The organism is Caballeronia sp. SL1002 (assembly GCF_057814995.1).
Genome location: NZ_JBYMUW010000002.1, coordinates 3062296 through 3077375, shown reverse-complemented (window position 1 = coordinate 3077375; position 15080 = coordinate 3062296). Strand labels below are relative to the sequence as shown.

Sequence of the window (15080 nt, the reverse complement as noted above, 5' to 3'; positions counted from 1 at the left end):
ACGCTGTGTTTTTGAGATAAAACAAGTAATTTTGCGGCACTTTAGCACACGCATTCGCCGGGCGTAAATGCGCCGCCGCCCCTGTCCAGTGGCCCCTCTCCACGTATTTTTGATGTGCGGCGAATAATTGTGACGTTTTATTTCGAGATCGGTGATGAGAAATCCAGGCGAGGAATCCAGCGGAATTCCGCACTCACCGATTCACCCGGCTGCAACACGCCTCCGCCGACTGTTTCCGGCGCGGCGTCGAGATTGAGCCAGTCCGCCGTGTTGCTGACCGGCTCCACGCACAGCAAGTCGCGGCGGTCCGATGGCGCGTAGATCACCGTGTGCGCGAACGCGGGGTCGGCGCGCAACGTGAGCGCGCGCCGTTCGTCCGGCCACGCGATGGTAGCCTCGCCGCTCCACTGTGAAAAATTGTTGTCGAGATCGAAGGCGTCGGCGGAAAGTCCTTCCGGCGATGCCAGCGCCGACACCGACGGATGCGCGCCCAGGTGCGTCGGCAGCAGATCGGCGCTGGCGTGCCACATCGTGGCGACATGTGCATGAATCCGCGTTGCAGGCGTGCGCGGGTAATAAGGATGGTGACCCATGCCGAACGGCATCGCGCGGCTGTCGAGATTGCGCACGGTCATCGTCACGGCGAGCCCGGTTTCGCTCAACTCGATACGCTGCGACGCCTCGTAGCGAAACGGCCAGCGCTCGGCCGGGGCGTCGGCGGGCGTATGCGAAAAATGCAGTTCGACACTCGACGCCGTCCTCGCGCCGACACGCCACGGACGCCGCCACGCGTGGCCGTGCAGCGCGTGCTCGAAGGCGTTGCCATCGGCGCTCAGGTCGATATCGCGGCCATCGAAATGAAAACGCGCGTCGCGGAGACGGTTGCAATACGGCAGCAGCGGGAAACTCGCCATGCCGAGCGGATCGCGCGCGGCGAGTGCGTTGGGCGTCGCGGGACGCAGCCAGTGCAGCGGGCCGCCGCCGTCGCCGGGTTCATCGAAAAAAGCCGCGATCGCGCCGCCCGTTTCCGGCGCGATCAGCGCGCGCCGTCCGTGCGCCCGCAACTCGACGAGCGAGCCGTCCAGCACGCGAGCGGCGTAGTCGGCTGTGAAGTCGGCGGCGGTCAATACGCGAACTGCCGGTAGTTTTCGTCGAAATGACGCGGTGCAGCATCAACTTGCGGGTTGTAGCGCAGAAGTCGCCGGGCGCGCGCGGGCAGGTTTGCGAACGTGTCGCGCGGCACCTCGATCCGCACTTCCGGCCGGAAATACCACGAACGGCTATACCCGATCACGACCATCGGGCGCGGCGTGCCGGTCAGGTTCGGCGTGCCGCGATGCAGGCCGCGCACATCGCGCAACATGACGTCGCCGAGGCGCATCGGCACGCGTTCGGCGGGAAAGCGGCCACTTTCGAGACCGGCGAGCGCTTCCTCGCGCGACACGCGATGCGTACCGCGCGTGTTTTCGAGCGAGCCGTTTTCCTCGTCCACATCGACCAGCGGAAAATTCAGCGCAAGCTGGAACGATGGCGTTTCCGGATACGCGTCGAAAAGCGGCGGCGTGTCGCGGTGCCAGTCCTGAAACGCGGAGCCGCGCACTGGGGTATCCGTGGCGAGCTGGCACATCACCGGGTCCGGACCCGCCACCCGTTCGACCACGCCGAGAATGTCCTCGTCGCAGAAGATCGCGGGATCGGCGAACAGGCCGTCGAATGGCAAGGTCACGTAGTAGCGGCCCGCGCCGCGATTGCCCTCGGCCGCCGCGTGCGGCGCGAGAAGCGGCTCGAACGCCGCGCGCCACTTGTCCAGCGTCGCGCGCGGGAAATGGCCGGGAAACATCACGCATCCGTCGCGCTCGAACGCGGCGGCAAGCGCGTCGCGGGCGCTCTCGTCATAACGAGGCATCGTTATCTCCTGAATGTGACGCCGCGCGTCGAGGCGCGGTCGGTGCTAGCCAGCGGCTGCGAGCCGACGGCTGCGAGCCAAACGGCTATCAGCACGCACCAAGAATCGCACGGTTCCTGACAGAACGTCAATATTATTAGTAATAACCATTAGACGCCGATCTGAAGGCGGAAAGCACCGCCACACGGTGGTTTCCGCGTGTTGTACGTCGGTAATATTAGTGCTACCGTCGTCCCGCCGGCGCGCTCTCAAAAAGCGCGCCGCCTCCCGCATCGACAACGCCGCCCGCGCGCGGCCCGCACAATGAAAAAATCCACGCAACGCCGCCCGACGATGACCGACATCGCGAAGCTCACCGGCGTTTCGCAATCCACCGTTTCGCTCGTGCTGAACAACGCGACCGGCGCGAAATTCTCGGACGCCACACGCACGAAAGTGCTCAAGGCCGCCCAGGATCTCGGCTACCGGATGACCCAGCGCGACCCGCTTTCCGAGCTATCCGACCTGTCGGCGGCCAACCAGCGCAACCTGATCGTTTATCTCGCCGATGAAATTTCCACGAGTCCGCATCCGGTCGTGAATATCGACGGCGCGCGTGACGCCGCCTTCGCGCACGGCCGTCTGCTCTCGGTTTACTCGACCCACGGCAATGCCGAAATCGAGCAGCAGGTGCTCGACGCGACGCTCTCGAATCCGCATGTGCTCGGCGTGATCTACGCCACCGTGTACACGCGGCGTGTGACGCCGCCGCCGGCTTTGTCGAAGGTGCCGGCCGTGCTGTTGAACTGCTACACGAGCGACGCGGAGCTTTCTTCGGTCGTGCCGGCCGAGGTCGCGGGCGGCCACACCGCGACGGATTATTTACTGCACGCAGGCCACACGCGGATCGGCTATATCAACGGCGAGCCGTGGCAGGACGCCGCGCGCGACCGGCTGAAGGGTTATCGGATGGCGCTCGCCACCGCCGATCTGCCGTTCGCGCCGGAACTCGTGCGCGAGGGCGACTGGAGTTCGGGCGCGGGCTTCGAGCAGACGCTTTCGCTGATGCGCGAGCCGAACCCGCCGACCGCCATTTTCTGCGCGAACGACCTGACGGCGCTCGGGGCAATCGAGGCGTTGAAGCAGCTTGGCTTGCGCGTACCGGAAGACGTGTCCGTGCTCGGCTACGACGATCAGGAAATCGCGCGCCACACGCATCCGCCGCTGTCGACGGTCGTGTTGCCGAACTACGAACTGGGCCGCTGGGCAGTCGAAACGCTGCTGCAGGAAGAGCACAACCGCGCAGCGGGCGCGCCGCTCAGGAGACGCGTCGTGAAGCTCGACGGTCCGCTGGTGGAACGCGGCTCGGTCAGGGTAATTACCGAAGCAAAACAGCCCGCAATTAATAATATTAGCGATTGACCAATAATAAAATGCGGTGAAATAATCGTCGCACTTCGCCACGGAGGAGAACGAAGGGCCGAGCACCCTTTTTCCGCGAAGCACCCATTAAAACCAAATACCTCGAAGCACCCGTCGCACCGTCATAGCCATAAAAAAACACCCATCCTTATCGGAGGAAGACATGCTGTCGTCAACAAACACCAACAAAACGTCGAGCCGGTCGCAATCTCACATTCGTTCGGCGGTGCGCCCGCTGGCGGCTTCGCTCGTCGCGCTCACGATGTTCGCGGGTATCGGCGCGGCGCACGCCGACGACGCTCTGCCGAAGATCGCGAACAAGAAGCCGCTGCGCGTCGGCTTTGCGCAGACCGAGAGCAACAATCCGTGGCGTCTCGCGGAAACCAAAAGCTTCAAGGACGTCGCGGCGAAATGCGGCTGGCAGATGGTGATGACCGACGCCAACAGTTCGCCCGCCAAACAGGTCGCGGATATCCAGAGCATGATCGCGCAGCACGTCGATCTGCTGGTGTTCCCGCCGCGCGAGGAAAAACCGCTCGCGCCGGTCATTCTGCAAGCGAAGAAAGCCGGCATTCCGGTGATCCTGGTGGACCGTAACGTCGACCAATCGCTGGCGAAGGCAGGCCGGGACTACATCACGTTCATCGGCTCGGACTTCATCGATCAGGGGCAACGCGCCGCCGACTGGCTCATCAAGGCGACAGGCGGAAAGGCAACCATCATCGAACTCGAAGGCTCGACCGGCGCGTCGGCGGCGAACGATCGCAAGAAAGGCTTCGACGACGCCATCGCGAAGAATCCGGGCATGAAGATCGTCGCGTCGCAAAGCGGCGATTTCGCCCGCGACAAGGGCCGCCAGGTCATGGAAACGCTGCTGCAGGCGCATCCTGACGTGACCGCCGTCTACGCGCACAACGACGAAATGGCGCTCGGCGCGATCGCCGCGATCAAGGCGGCAGGCAAGCAGCCGGGCAAGGACATCACGATCGTGACCATCGACGGCACGAAGGGCGGCATGGACGCCATCGCCGCCGGCGAACTTGGCGCGAGCGTGCAATCCAGCCCGTTCTTCGGCCCGCTCGCGTGCGACGTCGCGCAGAAGTTCGCGAAGGGCGAAACCATCCCGCCGTGGGTGAAAGTCTCCGACCGCTTCTACGACAAGAGCAATATCAAGGAAAGCATGCAGTACGGCTATTAAGCCGCTGTAGAGCGCCCGCAAGAGCAACGTTGGTGTTTGGAGCGGCGCGCCCACGCGTTTTGCGGGCCGCCGCTTCTTTTGTATCGGCGAGACCGTTCGCGCATCTCGTGCGCGGACGCCGCCAGAAGGAGACGCTGCAATGGAGACGCCTGAACACCCGCGCGCCGCCGCGAAATCCGCCGCAACGCCGCAAGGCGGTCAAGCCCCGCTGCTCGACATGAAGGACATCGACATCGCCTTCGGCGGTGTCGCTGCGTTACGTCATGCGCGGCTCACGGTCGCGGCGGGCGAAGTCCACGCGCTGATCGGCCAGAACGGCGCGGGCAAGTCCACGCTCATCAAGATTCTCACCGGCGCATACCAGCGCACGGGCGGCACGATCCGCTTCGACGGCCGCGAAGCCGATTTCCGTTCGCCGAAGGAAGCCCGCAACGCCGGGATCAGCACGATTTATCAGGAAATCAACCTGGTGCCGTTCCGCTCGGTCGCCGAGAACATTTTTCTCGGCCGCGAGCCGCGACGGTTCGGGATGATCGACTGGAAGACGGTGCACGCCCGCGCGAAGGAATTGCTCGACTCGTTCGGCTTGCAGATCGACGTCGCGAAGCCGGTGCGCGAATACTCGACCGCGATCCAGCAAATGGTCGCGCTCGCGCGCGCCGTATCGTCGGACGCGAAGATGGTCATCATGGACGAATCCACTTCGTCGCTCGACGAACGCGAAGTCGAATTGCTGTTCACGGTCGTGCGGCGTTTGCGCGACGACGGCCGCGCGGTCATCTTCGTCTCGCACCGGCTGGACGAGCTTTACGCGTTGTGCGACCGCGTCACCGTGATGCGCGACGGCCAGACCGTCGCCGAAAGCGCGATGGCGGACATGGACAAGCTGCAACTCGTCACGACGATGCTCGGCCGCACGCTCGCCGCCGTCGTGCAGGAAGACAGCGCGGTCAAGGAAGCAAACCTCGCGCGGCGCGGCGCGGTGGCGATATCCGCGAGCCAGTTGAGCGCGGGCGCGAAGGTCGCCGATGTTTCGCTCGATGTCCACGCGGGCGAGGCCGTCGGTCTCGCCGGGCTGCTCGGCTCCGGCCGCACGGAAACCATGCGCCTGCTGTTCGGCGCGGACGCGGCGCAGAAAGGCACGCTCTCGATCGGCGGCGAAAAGGTCACGCTGAAGTCGCCGCAAGACGCGATCGCTCGCGGGATCGCGTATCTCACCGAGGATCGCAAGGGCGAAGGGATCGTGCCGCAGCTTTCCGTGCGCGACAACCTGACGCTCGTGTGCCTGCGCACGCTCACGAAACACGGCGTGGTGGACGTGGCGAAACAGCGGGTGATCGTGGACCGGTTTATCGAGTCGCTCGGCATCAAGCTGCGCTCGCCCGACCAGCCGATCCGCGAACTTTCCGGCGGCAACCAGCAGAAAGTGCTGCTCGCGCGCTGGCTCGCGACGAATCCCAAGCTGCTGCTGCTCGATGAACCCACGCGCGGGATCGACGTGGGCGCGAAAGCGGATGTCGCGAAGATCGTGCGCGAACTGCGCGATTCGGGGCTGGCGGTGTTGTTGTCGGCGTCGGAACTGGAAGAACTCACCGCCGTGGCCGACCGGGCGGTCGTGATCCGCGACGGGCGGACGGTCGCGCAACTCGACGGCGCGCAGATGAGCGAGGCGTCGATCATGGACGCGATCGCCTACGGCGCGGGCGAAGCCTCGGCGCTCGTGGAAGCGGCCGAAGGTACGCAGACGAGCACGCAGACAAGCACGCAAGGAAGCACGACATGACGCAAGAAACGCAAACCGCGCCGAGCGTTCAGGCGACGCCGCGCAAGAAGTATCGCGTGACGATCCAGCGCGAGATCGCCGTGCTGATCGCGATGATTCTGTTCAATCTGCTGTTCACCAGCCACTTCTGGTCGCTGCAGACCTTCAACGTGAATCTCACGCAGGTCGTGACGATCGTGATCGTCGGGATCGGCATGACGCTGGTGGTGGCGACGGGCGGGATCGATTTGTCGGTGGGCGCGTCGATGGCGATTTCAGGCGCGCTCGCGCCGATGCTCTTCATGAATATCGACGGCCCGCTCGGCATCCTGCTCGCCTTCACGCTGCCGATATTCGCGGCGGCGCTGTGCGGCGTGTTCAACGGCTTTCTAGTGACGCGGCTCGCGGTCCAGCCGATCGTCGCGACGCTCGTGCTGTTTATCGCCGGGCGCGGCATCGCGCAGGTCGCAACCGACGGCAGCCTGCAGGCGTTCAACAACCCGGCGTTCCAGTGGATCGCGCTCGGCAAGGTCGCGGGCGTGCCGTTCCAGATCCTGCTGATGTTCGCGCTCGTCGCGCTGTTCGCGTGGATCGTGCGCAAGACGCTGTTCGGGCAATACCTGCTCGTCACCGGCGGCAACGAACAGGCCGCGTATCTCAGCGGCATTCCGACCGCGCGCGTCAAGCTGATCGCCTACACCGTCTGCGCGGCGCTCGCGGGTCTCGCGGGGCTGATCTCGATCTCGGTGAATTCGTCGTCGGATGCGAACGTGGTCGGCCTCGGCGTCGAACTCGACGCCATCGCGGCGGTCGCGGTCGGCGGCACCGCGCTGACGGGCGGCAAAGCTCACATTTTCGGGACGCTGATCGGCGCGCTGATTATCCAGTTGCTGCGCTACACGCTGCTCGCGCATGGCATTCCGGACGCGGCGGCGCTCGTCGTGAAGGCGGGCATCATCATCGCCGCCGTGTACGTGCAGCGTCGTCCGCGCTAAGGAACCCACGATGAAAAAGAACCTTCCTATCCTGATCGCGCTCGCCGCCCTGCTGATTTTCGGCGTCGTGCGCTATGAGCATTTCGCGTCCGCGTACAACATCATGTCGTTCTGGCGCTATAACTCGATGTTCGCGCTGATTTCGGTCGGCATGGCGTTCGTCATCATCACTGGCGGGATCGATTTGTCGGTCGGCGCGGTGGCGGCGTTGTCCAGCGTGGTCGCAGCGCTTGCCAGTTCGCACGGCGGCGTCGCGGCGGTGCTCGCGGGCGGCGCGGCGGGACTTGCGGTCGGCGCGCTCAACGGCATGATCATCACGCATATGCGGATCCTGCCGTTCATCGTCACACTCGCGACGAGTCTCGGCGCGCACGGCGCGGCGCTCCTGCTCGGCCACAACGACGCCGTATCGATTGCCGCCGATTCCAGTTTCGCCACCTTCGGCCAGGGCGATCTGTTTGGCCTGCCGATTCCCGGCCTCGTCGCCGTGGCGGCGGCCGTGCTCGGCTGGCTCGCGCTGCGCAGCACGACGTTCGGACGGCACGCACTGGCGATCGGCGGCAGCGAGGAAGCGTCGCGCCTGATGGGCCTGAACGTCGATCGCACGCTGGTCGCGGTGTATGCGCTGAGCGGCCTGCTCGCCGGACTCGCGGGCGCGATTCTCGCGGCGCAGTTCGGCGCGGGGCAGCCGAACGAAGGCATCGGCTGGGAACTGTTTGCGATTTCGGCGGTGGTGCTCGGCGGCACCCTGCTGACGGGCGGCGAAGGATCGATCGCGATGACGATTGCAGGCGTCGTCTTGCTCGGCCTCGTGTTCAACCTGCTCAATTTCGAGAACGGGCTCGGGTTCATCAGCTTGTCGGCGTACTGGCAATCGGTGATTCGCGGCGTGTTTTTGCTGCTCGTGATCGTGTTGCAAGCGCGCGTGCTGAAGAAACGGGGCGGTGTGAAAGTCGCGCATTGAGCGTGTGACGTCTGCTATCGTCGGGTATCGCACTGCACCTGGATTCACCGACGCGCCATGTTCGACCTGTTCGACGACATACCCAAGCCCGATATCGACTGGCAGCCCGACTGGCTCGCGCCGGACATGGCGTCCGACCTGATGGCCGCGTTGATCGACGAAGTGCGCTGGCAGCAGGACACCATGACGACGCCCGGCGGCCGCGTTCCGTTGCCGCGCCTGACCGCGTGGGAAGGCGAGCCGGACGCGGTGTACGTGTATTCGGGCATCCGCAACGTGCCGCAGCCGTGGAGCGCGGCGGTATCCGAACTGCGCACGCGCGCCGAAGCGGCGTCGGGCGCGCGCTTCAACAGCGTGTTGCTCAACCGCTACCGGAGCGGTCAGGACAGCATGGGCTGGCACGCCGACAAGGAACGCGAACTCGGCGCGGAGCCGGTCATCGCGTCGGTGAGTCTCGGCACGACGCGCACCTTCGAATTCCGTCACGCCAAAAGCCGCGCGCTCCACGCGCTGAAACTCACGCACGGCAGCCTGCTCGTCATGCGCGGGCGCACGCAACTGGAATGGGTTCATCGCGTGCCGAAGGAGCCGGAAGCGCGCGGCGAACGCATCAATCTCACGTTCCGCTGGGTCGATGCACTCGCAGCGCCCAGGCCGCGCGGACGCTAGCGCGCTTTTTCACGGCCGCCGCACGACGAAATCGATCTCCACGAGCGCATCGCGCGCCAACCCGGTCACGCCGATACACGTGCGCGACGGCAGCGGCTTCGGCTCGAAATACGACCGGTAGACGGTGTTCATCGCGGCGTAATCGCGCTTGAATTCGGTCAGGAAAATCCGCACGTTGACGACGTGATCCAGCGTCAGGCCGAGGCCGTCCAGCACGAGGATCAGGTTGTCCATCACGCGACGCGTCTGGCGTTCCACGCCTTCGGGCAGCGGCGCGGCGTCGTCGGCGGGATCGGTCGGCATCTGGCCGGTGATAAAAACCCACCCTTCGCTTTCGGCGGCGTGCGAAAACGGGCCGACCGGCGTCGGCGCGGCGTCGATCATCGAAAATTTCGGCAAGCTCATGGCGTCCTGGCGGGATTTGGCGTCTCGTGGCGTCTCGCGGCGATGCGAAACGCGGTTAAGGTAACGTCATAACTGTGCGTCGCCCACTTGCGCCATTCTGCCCCGCGAAAATTCATCGAGGTTCCATGCTGCCCTTTCCTCTCTTCGCCGATGCCGTCGTCCGCATGCTGTGGGCGGTCGCGATCGGCTGCGTCATCGGTCTGGATCGCGATCTGCACGGCAAGCCCACCGGCATGAAGACGCTCGGCCTCGTCTCGCTCGGCGCGTGCCTCGCGACCATGGCGGCGATGGGATTTTCGGGTCCCACGCTCTCGGCGGGCACCGACGTGTCGCGCGCCATTCAGGGGATCGTCACCGGCATCGGATTTTTGGGCGCGGGGGTGATCGTCCAGAATCCGAGCCAGTACAAGATTCGCGGACTGACCACGGCCGCGTCGATCTGGGTCACGGCGGCGGTCGGGATCGTCTGCGGGCTCGGCGCGTGGAGCGTCGCCGTTGCGGGAACCGTGCTGATGATCGTGTTGCTGACGCTCGGGCGGATCGCGGAAAAGGCGATCCATCGCCGCTGGATGAGCAAGCCGCGCGAGGAACGCGAAGCCGCCGCGATTCCCGACGACGAATGACCGGAATTCACGCGGTATCGTGCGCTTCGACCCGGTTGCGCCCCGCCTGCTTGGCCGCATAGAGCCGGCTGTCGGCGCGGGCGAGCAACGCCGCGAGCGGCTCGTGGCCGACCCAGCCCGCGATGCCTGCGCTGAGCGTGTAATGGAGCGGCCCGTCCGGCAGCTCGCACGGCGTGGCTTCGACGGAGAGCCGCAAGCGCTCGACCAGCGCGATCACATCGACCGCGTGCGGCGCGCGGCACATCAGACAAAACTCCTCCCCGCCGATCCGGCCGAACGCATCGTCTGGGCGAATCCGCGAGCGGACGATCGACGCGAAATGGCGCAGCACAGCGTCGCCGGCAGCGTGGCCGTGGAGATCGTTGACGCTCTTGAAGTGGTCGAGATCCACGACCGCCACGTATTCCCGCTCGCCATCCGCGGCACCTGCGCCTAAGCGCGCGGACGCCAGTTCGAGAAACGCCTTGCGCGACAGCGCGCCGGTCAGGTCGTCGAAGCGCGCGAGGTGTTCGAGACGTTGCGCGAGCCGGTCGTGCGCCATCATCACGAGACCGATACACACGGCCGGCAGCACGAGAATGCCAAGCGCGAGAAACGCGATCTGCACCGGACCGGGTTCGAGGAGCATGGCCTGCGCGGGCGGCGCAACCGCGTAGATCGCGCCGCGCGCCAGATGGGCGATGCCGCCAAGACCCGCCGCGCCCGCGACATAAAGGTAGTTATAGCGCGGCCGGTCTTTCGGACGCGAAAGGACGACGCGCCCGGCGATCGCGAGCGCGCACGCCGCATGAAATCCCGAGACGATCACCACGCGCGCGTTCACATCCGGGCGCACAAAGGTGAAATGAACGATCCCCGCCATGACCGCGAGCCACGCGCTCCAACCGAGCGCGGCGCGGCGCGCGTCGATGCGAATGCCGAAGAACTGGTTACAGCCCTCGTAGATGATCAGCACCGTCGCCGCGAGCAGCTGATTCGCGGTCACGATCCCGAGCGCAGGCGGCAAAACACCTTGCAGCGAGAACAGCACCAGCCCGACGAGCGCGATCACGTTCGCCCACACCCAGCGCGTCACGCCCGCGATCCTGTGCGGCAGGAGCGAGACCAGCACCAGGATCGAGAGAACGCTCGACAAGGCAGTGACGACGAGAATGCTGAGTGGACTGAACATCGAACACGAGAGGTGACGCCGCGCGGCGAGGACCTTGAGCGGCGGAACGCGGCGCGCGCGGCACGCGCTCGAAATGCCTTGAGCGCAGCGGGCGGCGCGTCCGAATGACGGCTTGGCTGCTGATCTATCGGCGCGGGCGTTTCAAACTTTAGGTGAATTGCGTCGACGCGGATACACGATCAATAACCGCCGCCCCAGCCGTGGCGCTCTTGCCAGCGATGTTCGCGCCAGGCTTCGCGCCGCCATTGCTGCTCGCGCCATTCGTGGTGACGCCAGGCGCGTTCGCGGCGGTCGTCGTAACCGTAGCCGCCGCCGTAACCGCCGTCACCGCCATAAGCGACCGCGACCGGCGGGCCGCCATACACCGCCTGCGGAGCGGCGTACACGCCCGGCACGCCGATCCCGACCGCCACGTCCACATGCGCGGACGCGCTCGCCGACGCCACCAGCACGCCGACACCGAGAATTGCCCCAAGGATCTTCTTGTTCATTTTTCGCGCTCCTTGCACACCGTGCAGAGTCAGTAAGGACGGTGTGAGTCTAGAAGGCGAGACCGGACACAGGTGCAACAGCGCTGCGAGAGTGGTAACTCGACGTTACGGTCCGAGTTAGCTGTTTAACGGACGCGCTGACCCTTATCGTCGATGACCATTTCGCCGTCCTCCTTCGCAAACGGCCCTTGCTGCGGCGACGGCAGAATATCCAGCACGCGCTCGGACGGACGACAGAGCCGCACGCCGAGCGGCGTCGAAACGAACGGGCGGTTCAGCAGCATCGGATGCACGACCATTGCGTCGAGAAGCTGCTCGTCGGTGAGGGAAAGGTCGTCGAGGCCGAGTTCCGCGAACGGCGAGCCTTTTTCCCGCAGCGCCTCACGCACGCCGATACCCGCGCGCCCGATCAGCGCAATAAGCGTCTCCCGGCTCGGCGGCGCGACCAGATATTCGATCACCACCGGCTCGATGCCCGCATTGCGAATAAGTGCAAGCGTGTTGCGCGACGTGCCGCACTTCGGGTTGTGATAGATCGTGACGGTCATGGCTGGCTCTCTGACGGAAGGGATCGACGGGATGCTGCCGACATTGTAGGGAATCCGGATGGCGATGGGTTCACGGCGCAGCGCCCAACGTGCGGCGTTTTTTCAGGCGGAAGGCAGGATCAAGTGTAGTAGCGATTGTGCTGTTCATTCGCCTGAGCGCGGCCTATAACGCAGTTATAGCGGGCTTTTTCCGACTTTCTTCGAGCCATTCCGGCCACGGCGCCGGCTCTTTTCCGGCTCAGTCGCGCCGCTTCGCCGGGTTCGTCCGGCGCATTCCGTATTGTTACGAATTGAACAAAACCGGCATTCGCCGAAGCGGCCTCGCCCGACATCGCGTCGCGTCATGACACGCGCCACGTCACCTCACGTCGGCCGATTCGCCACGCATCGCACAGACTGGTTTCGCCTTTCGCCGCCGAATCCTTGCGGGGCGAGACCGCACGTAAGCCATGAAGGAGTCGATATGAAAACACGTTTGATTTCGGCGATAACCCTCGCCGCCGCGTTTGCCACGTCCTTTGCGGGCGCGGCGAGCGCGCAGAGCGCGAACGACGCGCAGCAGCGGCCTGTCGCCGCGAGCGCGCAACCGTCGGCGAGCGCATTCCAGCGCGACGCAAACGCGTCCGAGCAATCCACGACCGACATGTCATACGGCGGCGTGCCGGAGACGAAGGGAGACGCAGGCGCGCCGGCTGCGAAGCCGTGCACGCATGGACCGCAATGCGATATTTTCTTTGGGAGTTGAGTTGAGTTAAGTTGAGTTGAGTTGAGTTGAGTTGAGGCGATGAGACGGAGCGCGTGAAAGCGCGCCCACCTCAAAACAAGCATGTGGACAGGCCGCGAGCCCACTCGGCTTGCGCGCGTTCAGCGAAAGGCGCGGAACCGATCGATTCCGCCCATGCCGCGCAAGGACGATTGGAGCATTGAAAGAAGGCGAAGGTCACGCCCTACCGGCAGGCATTTATGCCCGCCGGGACGAATGAGTGGCTCCACTTCGTCGAGCGGTGCGATGCGACGGCTGGTCTATCGCGCCACTCCCGGAAACCGCCCGTGGTGGACACTTAGGCGGCCACGCTGCTTTCTTTGCTTACTTTCTTTGCAGCTAGCCGAAGAAAGTAAGTCCCGCCCCGGACAGGGGCAACGCTAATAGACACACACGAAAGCAAGTTCCCAGCAGGCGCTGGAGGACCACAACACCCCCATTACCCCGCAGTACGAAACACCGCCACCGCCGAACTCAACCGCCGAGCCTGCTCCTCGAGCGACCCAGCCGCGGCCGCCGCCTCCTCTACGAGGGCGGCATTCTGCTGCGTAACCTCGTCCATCTGCGTAACGGCGATATTGACCTGATCGATACCGGTACTCTGCTCCGCCGACGCCGCCGCGATCTCGTTCATGATCGCGCTCACGCGGGCGATCGCGCCGACGATCTCGGTCATCGTCGTACCGGACCGCTCCACGAGGTCAGCGCCAGCTTCCACCCGCGACGTAGACGCATCGATCAAACCCTTGATCTCTTTCGCCGCGCCCGCGCTGCGTTGGGCGAGCGAACGCACCTCGCTCGCAACAACGGCGAACCCGCGCCCTTGCTCCCCGGCGCGCGCCGCCTCGACCGCCGCATTCAGCGCAAGAATATTGGTCTGAAACGCAATCCCCTCGATCACGCCGACAATATCGGCTATCTTCCGCGAATCGCCGACCATCGTGTGCATCGTGCCGACCACTTGCTGTGTCAGTTCGCCGCCCTGTGCCGCAAGCCCGGAAGCGCCCTGAGCCAGCACGCTGGCTTCTTTGGCGTTCGCGGCGGTCTGCTTGACGGTCGACGTCAGTTCCTCGATGCTGGCCGCCGTCTGCGCCAGCGACGAAGCCTGCTCCTCCGTGCGCTGCGACAGATCCGTATTGCCGGTCGCGATCTCGCTCACGCCGACGTTGATCGACTCGGTTCCGCTGCGCACCGTGCGCACCGTCGAGGTCAGCGAATCCTGCATCTTTTGCAGCGCCGCGCTCAGACGCCCCATTTCGTTACGGCTCGTCACCTCGATCCGCGCGGTAAGGTCGCCATCCGCGATACGGTGAAACTGCGCAATCGCCGCGTTCACCGGCACGACGATCGCGCGCATTAGCGCCGCGCGCCCCGCCCAGGCGAGCAGCAACGCGACGACCAGGCCCGCCGCAACCACGCCGCTCACGGCGGTGAAGCGCGTCTGCGCTTCGTTGTAGCGCTGCTCGGCGTGATCGAGTTGCAGCTGTTCGAGCGTCAGCATCGACTTTTCGTAGGTGCCGTAGAGCGACGGCAACTGCTTTGCCTGCAACTGCAGGAACGTCTGCCGGTCGCCGGATTTGAGCGCCGCGAGCGCCGGTTCGACGCCGTCGCGCAGGAACGTCTCGCGCTTCGTCTGCATATCCTTGATCAGCCCCTGCTCCTCGGCGTCGTCGCCCGCGCGGCTCACGAAATGCGCGAGACGCTCGTCGGAGCCTTGCCGGTATTGATCGAAGCGTTTCAGCACCGCATTCGCGCCGTCCTGGTCGTTGAGTTCGGCGAGCGACGCGTAGGTCGCGAGCGCGAGCCGCAAGCGCAGCAACTGACCGGCGCTGCCTTCGAGATCGGCAACGGCGGGGGTATCGACCGTGTACATCTGCTTCAGCGACTCGTTGCCCGCGCGCATCGACAGCAAGCCCGCCGCCGCGCCCACGATCAACACCACGCCGAAGAACGCCACCATGAGGCTCAGACAACCCCGGATGGACAGGCTTTTCAACATGCTCCTTCTCCTCTTCTTATCTTTCGAACACTCGAAATAATCGATTTGCTTCCGATCCGGACGCATTGCGCCGGGGCATCCCGTTGATGTGTGGCGTTGATCCGGTACTCCGGGAGTCACCGTAACTAACGGCGCCGAAAGGAAAATATTTATGGAGAGGGCATTAAGTATGTTGATAAAACTCA

The 15080-nt window shown here is 64.9% G+C and carries 15 protein-coding genes; 8 read left to right on the top strand and 7 right to left on the bottom strand.

Annotated elements, in window-relative coordinates; genetic code table 11:
• Positions 1-137: 137 nt before the first annotated feature.
• Positions 138-1127 (bottom strand): aldose 1-epimerase, encoded by a 990-nt coding sequence (locus AC3D25_RS16610; protein ID WP_488889445.1) that lies wholly within the window; start codon positions 1125-1127, stop codon positions 138-140.
• Entirely contained in the window at positions 1124-1906 is a 783-nt protein-coding gene (locus AC3D25_RS16605) for a phytanoyl-CoA dioxygenase family protein (RefSeq protein ID WP_488889444.1), read from the bottom strand. Before AC3D25_RS16605 ends, AC3D25_RS16610 begins: the two co-directional genes overlap by 4 nt.
• A 303-nt stretch (positions 1907-2209) precedes the next feature.
• Between AC3D25_RS16605 and AC3D25_RS16600 the strand changes: the two genes are divergently transcribed.
• The 6 genes from AC3D25_RS16600 to AC3D25_RS16575 all read left to right on the top strand — a co-directional run bounded on the left by AC3D25_RS16600 (position 2210) and on the right by AC3D25_RS16575 (position 8895).
• Positions 2210-3307 (top strand): LacI family DNA-binding transcriptional regulator, encoded by a 1098-nt coding sequence (locus tag AC3D25_RS16600; RefSeq protein WP_488889443.1) that lies wholly within the window; start codon positions 2210-2212, stop codon positions 3305-3307.
• 262 nt (positions 3308-3569) lie between these two features.
• Positions 3570-4505, top strand: coding sequence for an ABC transporter substrate-binding protein (locus tag AC3D25_RS16595; RefSeq protein ID WP_488889723.1), 936 nt, complete (start codon positions 3570-3572; stop codon positions 4503-4505).
• A gap of 217 nt (positions 4506-4722) precedes the next feature.
• Positions 4723-6288: a sugar ABC transporter ATP-binding protein gene (locus tag AC3D25_RS16590; RefSeq protein ID WP_488889722.1), complete on the top strand. Its 1566-nt coding sequence runs from the start codon at positions 4723-4725 to the stop codon at positions 6286-6288.
• Positions 6285-7262 (top strand): ABC transporter permease, encoded by a 978-nt coding sequence (locus AC3D25_RS16585; protein WP_488889442.1) that lies wholly within the window; start codon positions 6285-6287, stop codon positions 7260-7262. Before AC3D25_RS16590 ends, AC3D25_RS16585 begins: the two co-directional genes overlap by 4 nt.
• Before the next feature lie 10 nt (positions 7263-7272).
• Complete coding sequence (locus AC3D25_RS16580; RefSeq protein WP_488889441.1) at positions 7273-8226, top strand: ABC transporter permease; 954 nt, start codon at positions 7273-7275, stop codon at positions 8224-8226.
• Between the two features lie 57 nt (positions 8227-8283).
• Positions 8284-8895 carry an alpha-ketoglutarate-dependent dioxygenase AlkB family protein gene (locus AC3D25_RS16575; RefSeq protein ID WP_488889440.1) on the top strand — a complete coding sequence of 204 codons (612 nt, stop codon included), beginning with the start codon at positions 8284-8286 and terminating at the stop codon, positions 8893-8895.
• Positions 8896-8904: 9 nt separating this feature from the next.
• On the opposite strand, the gene AC3D25_RS16570 is transcribed toward AC3D25_RS16575, so the two are convergent.
• Positions 8905-9300 (bottom strand): RidA family protein, encoded by a 396-nt coding sequence (locus AC3D25_RS16570; protein WP_488889439.1) that lies wholly within the window; start codon positions 9298-9300, stop codon positions 8905-8907.
• A gap of 125 nt (positions 9301-9425) precedes the next feature.
• On the opposite strand from AC3D25_RS16570, the gene AC3D25_RS16565 reads away from it, so the two are divergent.
• Positions 9426-9923: an MgtC/SapB family protein gene (locus tag AC3D25_RS16565; RefSeq protein WP_488889438.1), complete on the top strand. Its 498-nt coding sequence runs from the start codon at positions 9426-9428 to the stop codon at positions 9921-9923.
• A 7-nt stretch (positions 9924-9930) separates the two neighbouring features.
• Here AC3D25_RS16565 and AC3D25_RS16560 read toward each other — a convergent pair whose 3' ends face one another.
• The 3 genes from AC3D25_RS16560 to arsC form a co-directional block, all read right to left on the bottom strand.
• Positions 9931-11094 (bottom strand): GGDEF domain-containing protein, encoded by a 1164-nt coding sequence (locus AC3D25_RS16560; RefSeq protein WP_488889437.1) that lies wholly within the window; start codon positions 11092-11094, stop codon positions 9931-9933.
• A 179-nt stretch (positions 11095-11273) separates the two neighbouring features.
• Entirely contained in the window at positions 11274-11585 is a 312-nt protein-coding gene (locus tag AC3D25_RS16555; protein WP_488889436.1) for a hypothetical protein, read from the bottom strand.
• Positions 11586-11710: 125 nt separating this feature from the next.
• Positions 11711-12133: an arsenate reductase (glutaredoxin) gene (gene arsC, locus AC3D25_RS16550; RefSeq protein ID WP_488889435.1), complete on the bottom strand. Its 423-nt coding sequence runs from the start codon at positions 12131-12133 to the stop codon at positions 11711-11713.
• A 463-nt stretch (positions 12134-12596) separates the two neighbouring features.
• On the opposite strand from arsC, the gene AC3D25_RS16545 reads away from it, so the two are divergent.
• On the top strand, positions 12597-12878 hold the full coding sequence (locus AC3D25_RS16545) for a hypothetical protein (RefSeq protein WP_488889434.1): 282 nt from the start codon (positions 12597-12599) through the stop codon (positions 12876-12878).
• A 457-nt stretch (positions 12879-13335) separates the two neighbouring features.
• On the opposite strand, the gene AC3D25_RS16540 is transcribed toward AC3D25_RS16545, so the two are convergent.
• Positions 13336-14895, bottom strand: coding sequence for a methyl-accepting chemotaxis protein (locus tag AC3D25_RS16540; protein ID WP_488889433.1), 1560 nt, complete (start codon positions 14893-14895; stop codon positions 13336-13338).
• Positions 14896-15080 lie beyond the last annotated feature (185 nt).

Bases quoted from the DNA above. Each gene is read 5' to 3' on its own strand.
- AC3D25_RS16560 (WP_488889437.1), bottom strand. From the start codon at position 11,094: ATGTTCAGTCCACTCAGCATTCTCGTCGTCACTGCCTTGTCGAGCGTT.
- AC3D25_RS16605 (WP_488889444.1), bottom strand. From the start codon at position 1,906: ATGCCTCGTTATGACGAGAGCGCCCGCGACGCGCTTGCCGCCGCGTTC.
- arsC (WP_488889435.1), bottom strand. From the start codon at position 12,133: ATGACCGTCACGATCTATCACAACCCGAAGTGCGGCACGTCGCGCAAC.
- AC3D25_RS16585 (WP_488889442.1), top strand. From the start codon at position 6,285: ATGACGCAAGAAACGCAAACCGCGCCGAGCGTTCAGGCGACGCCGCGC.
- AC3D25_RS16570 (WP_488889439.1), bottom strand. From the start codon at position 9,300: ATGAGCTTGCCGAAATTTTCGATGATCGACGCCGCGCCGACGCCGGTC.
- AC3D25_RS16575 (WP_488889440.1), top strand. From the start codon at position 8,284: ATGTTCGACCTGTTCGACGACATACCCAAGCCCGATATCGACTGGCAG.
- AC3D25_RS16595 (WP_488889723.1), top strand. From the start codon at position 3,570: ATGTTCGCGGGTATCGGCGCGGCGCACGCCGACGACGCTCTGCCGAAG.
- AC3D25_RS16540 (WP_488889433.1), bottom strand. From the start codon at position 14,895: ATGTTGAAAAGCCTGTCCATCCGGGGTTGTCTGAGCCTCATGGTGGCG.
- AC3D25_RS16600 (WP_488889443.1), top strand. From the start codon at position 2,210: ATGAAAAAATCCACGCAACGCCGCCCGACGATGACCGACATCGCGAAG.
- AC3D25_RS16545 (WP_488889434.1), top strand. From the start codon at position 12,597: ATGAAAACACGTTTGATTTCGGCGATAACCCTCGCCGCCGCGTTTGCC.
- AC3D25_RS16555 (WP_488889436.1), bottom strand. From the start codon at position 11,585: ATGAACAAGAAGATCCTTGGGGCAATTCTCGGTGTCGGCGTGCTGGTG.
- AC3D25_RS16580 (WP_488889441.1), top strand. From the start codon at position 7,273: ATGAAAAAGAACCTTCCTATCCTGATCGCGCTCGCCGCCCTGCTGATT.
- AC3D25_RS16565 (WP_488889438.1), top strand. From the start codon at position 9,426: ATGCTGCCCTTTCCTCTCTTCGCCGATGCCGTCGTCCGCATGCTGTGG.
- AC3D25_RS16590 (WP_488889722.1), top strand. From the start codon at position 4,723: ATGAAGGACATCGACATCGCCTTCGGCGGTGTCGCTGCGTTACGTCAT.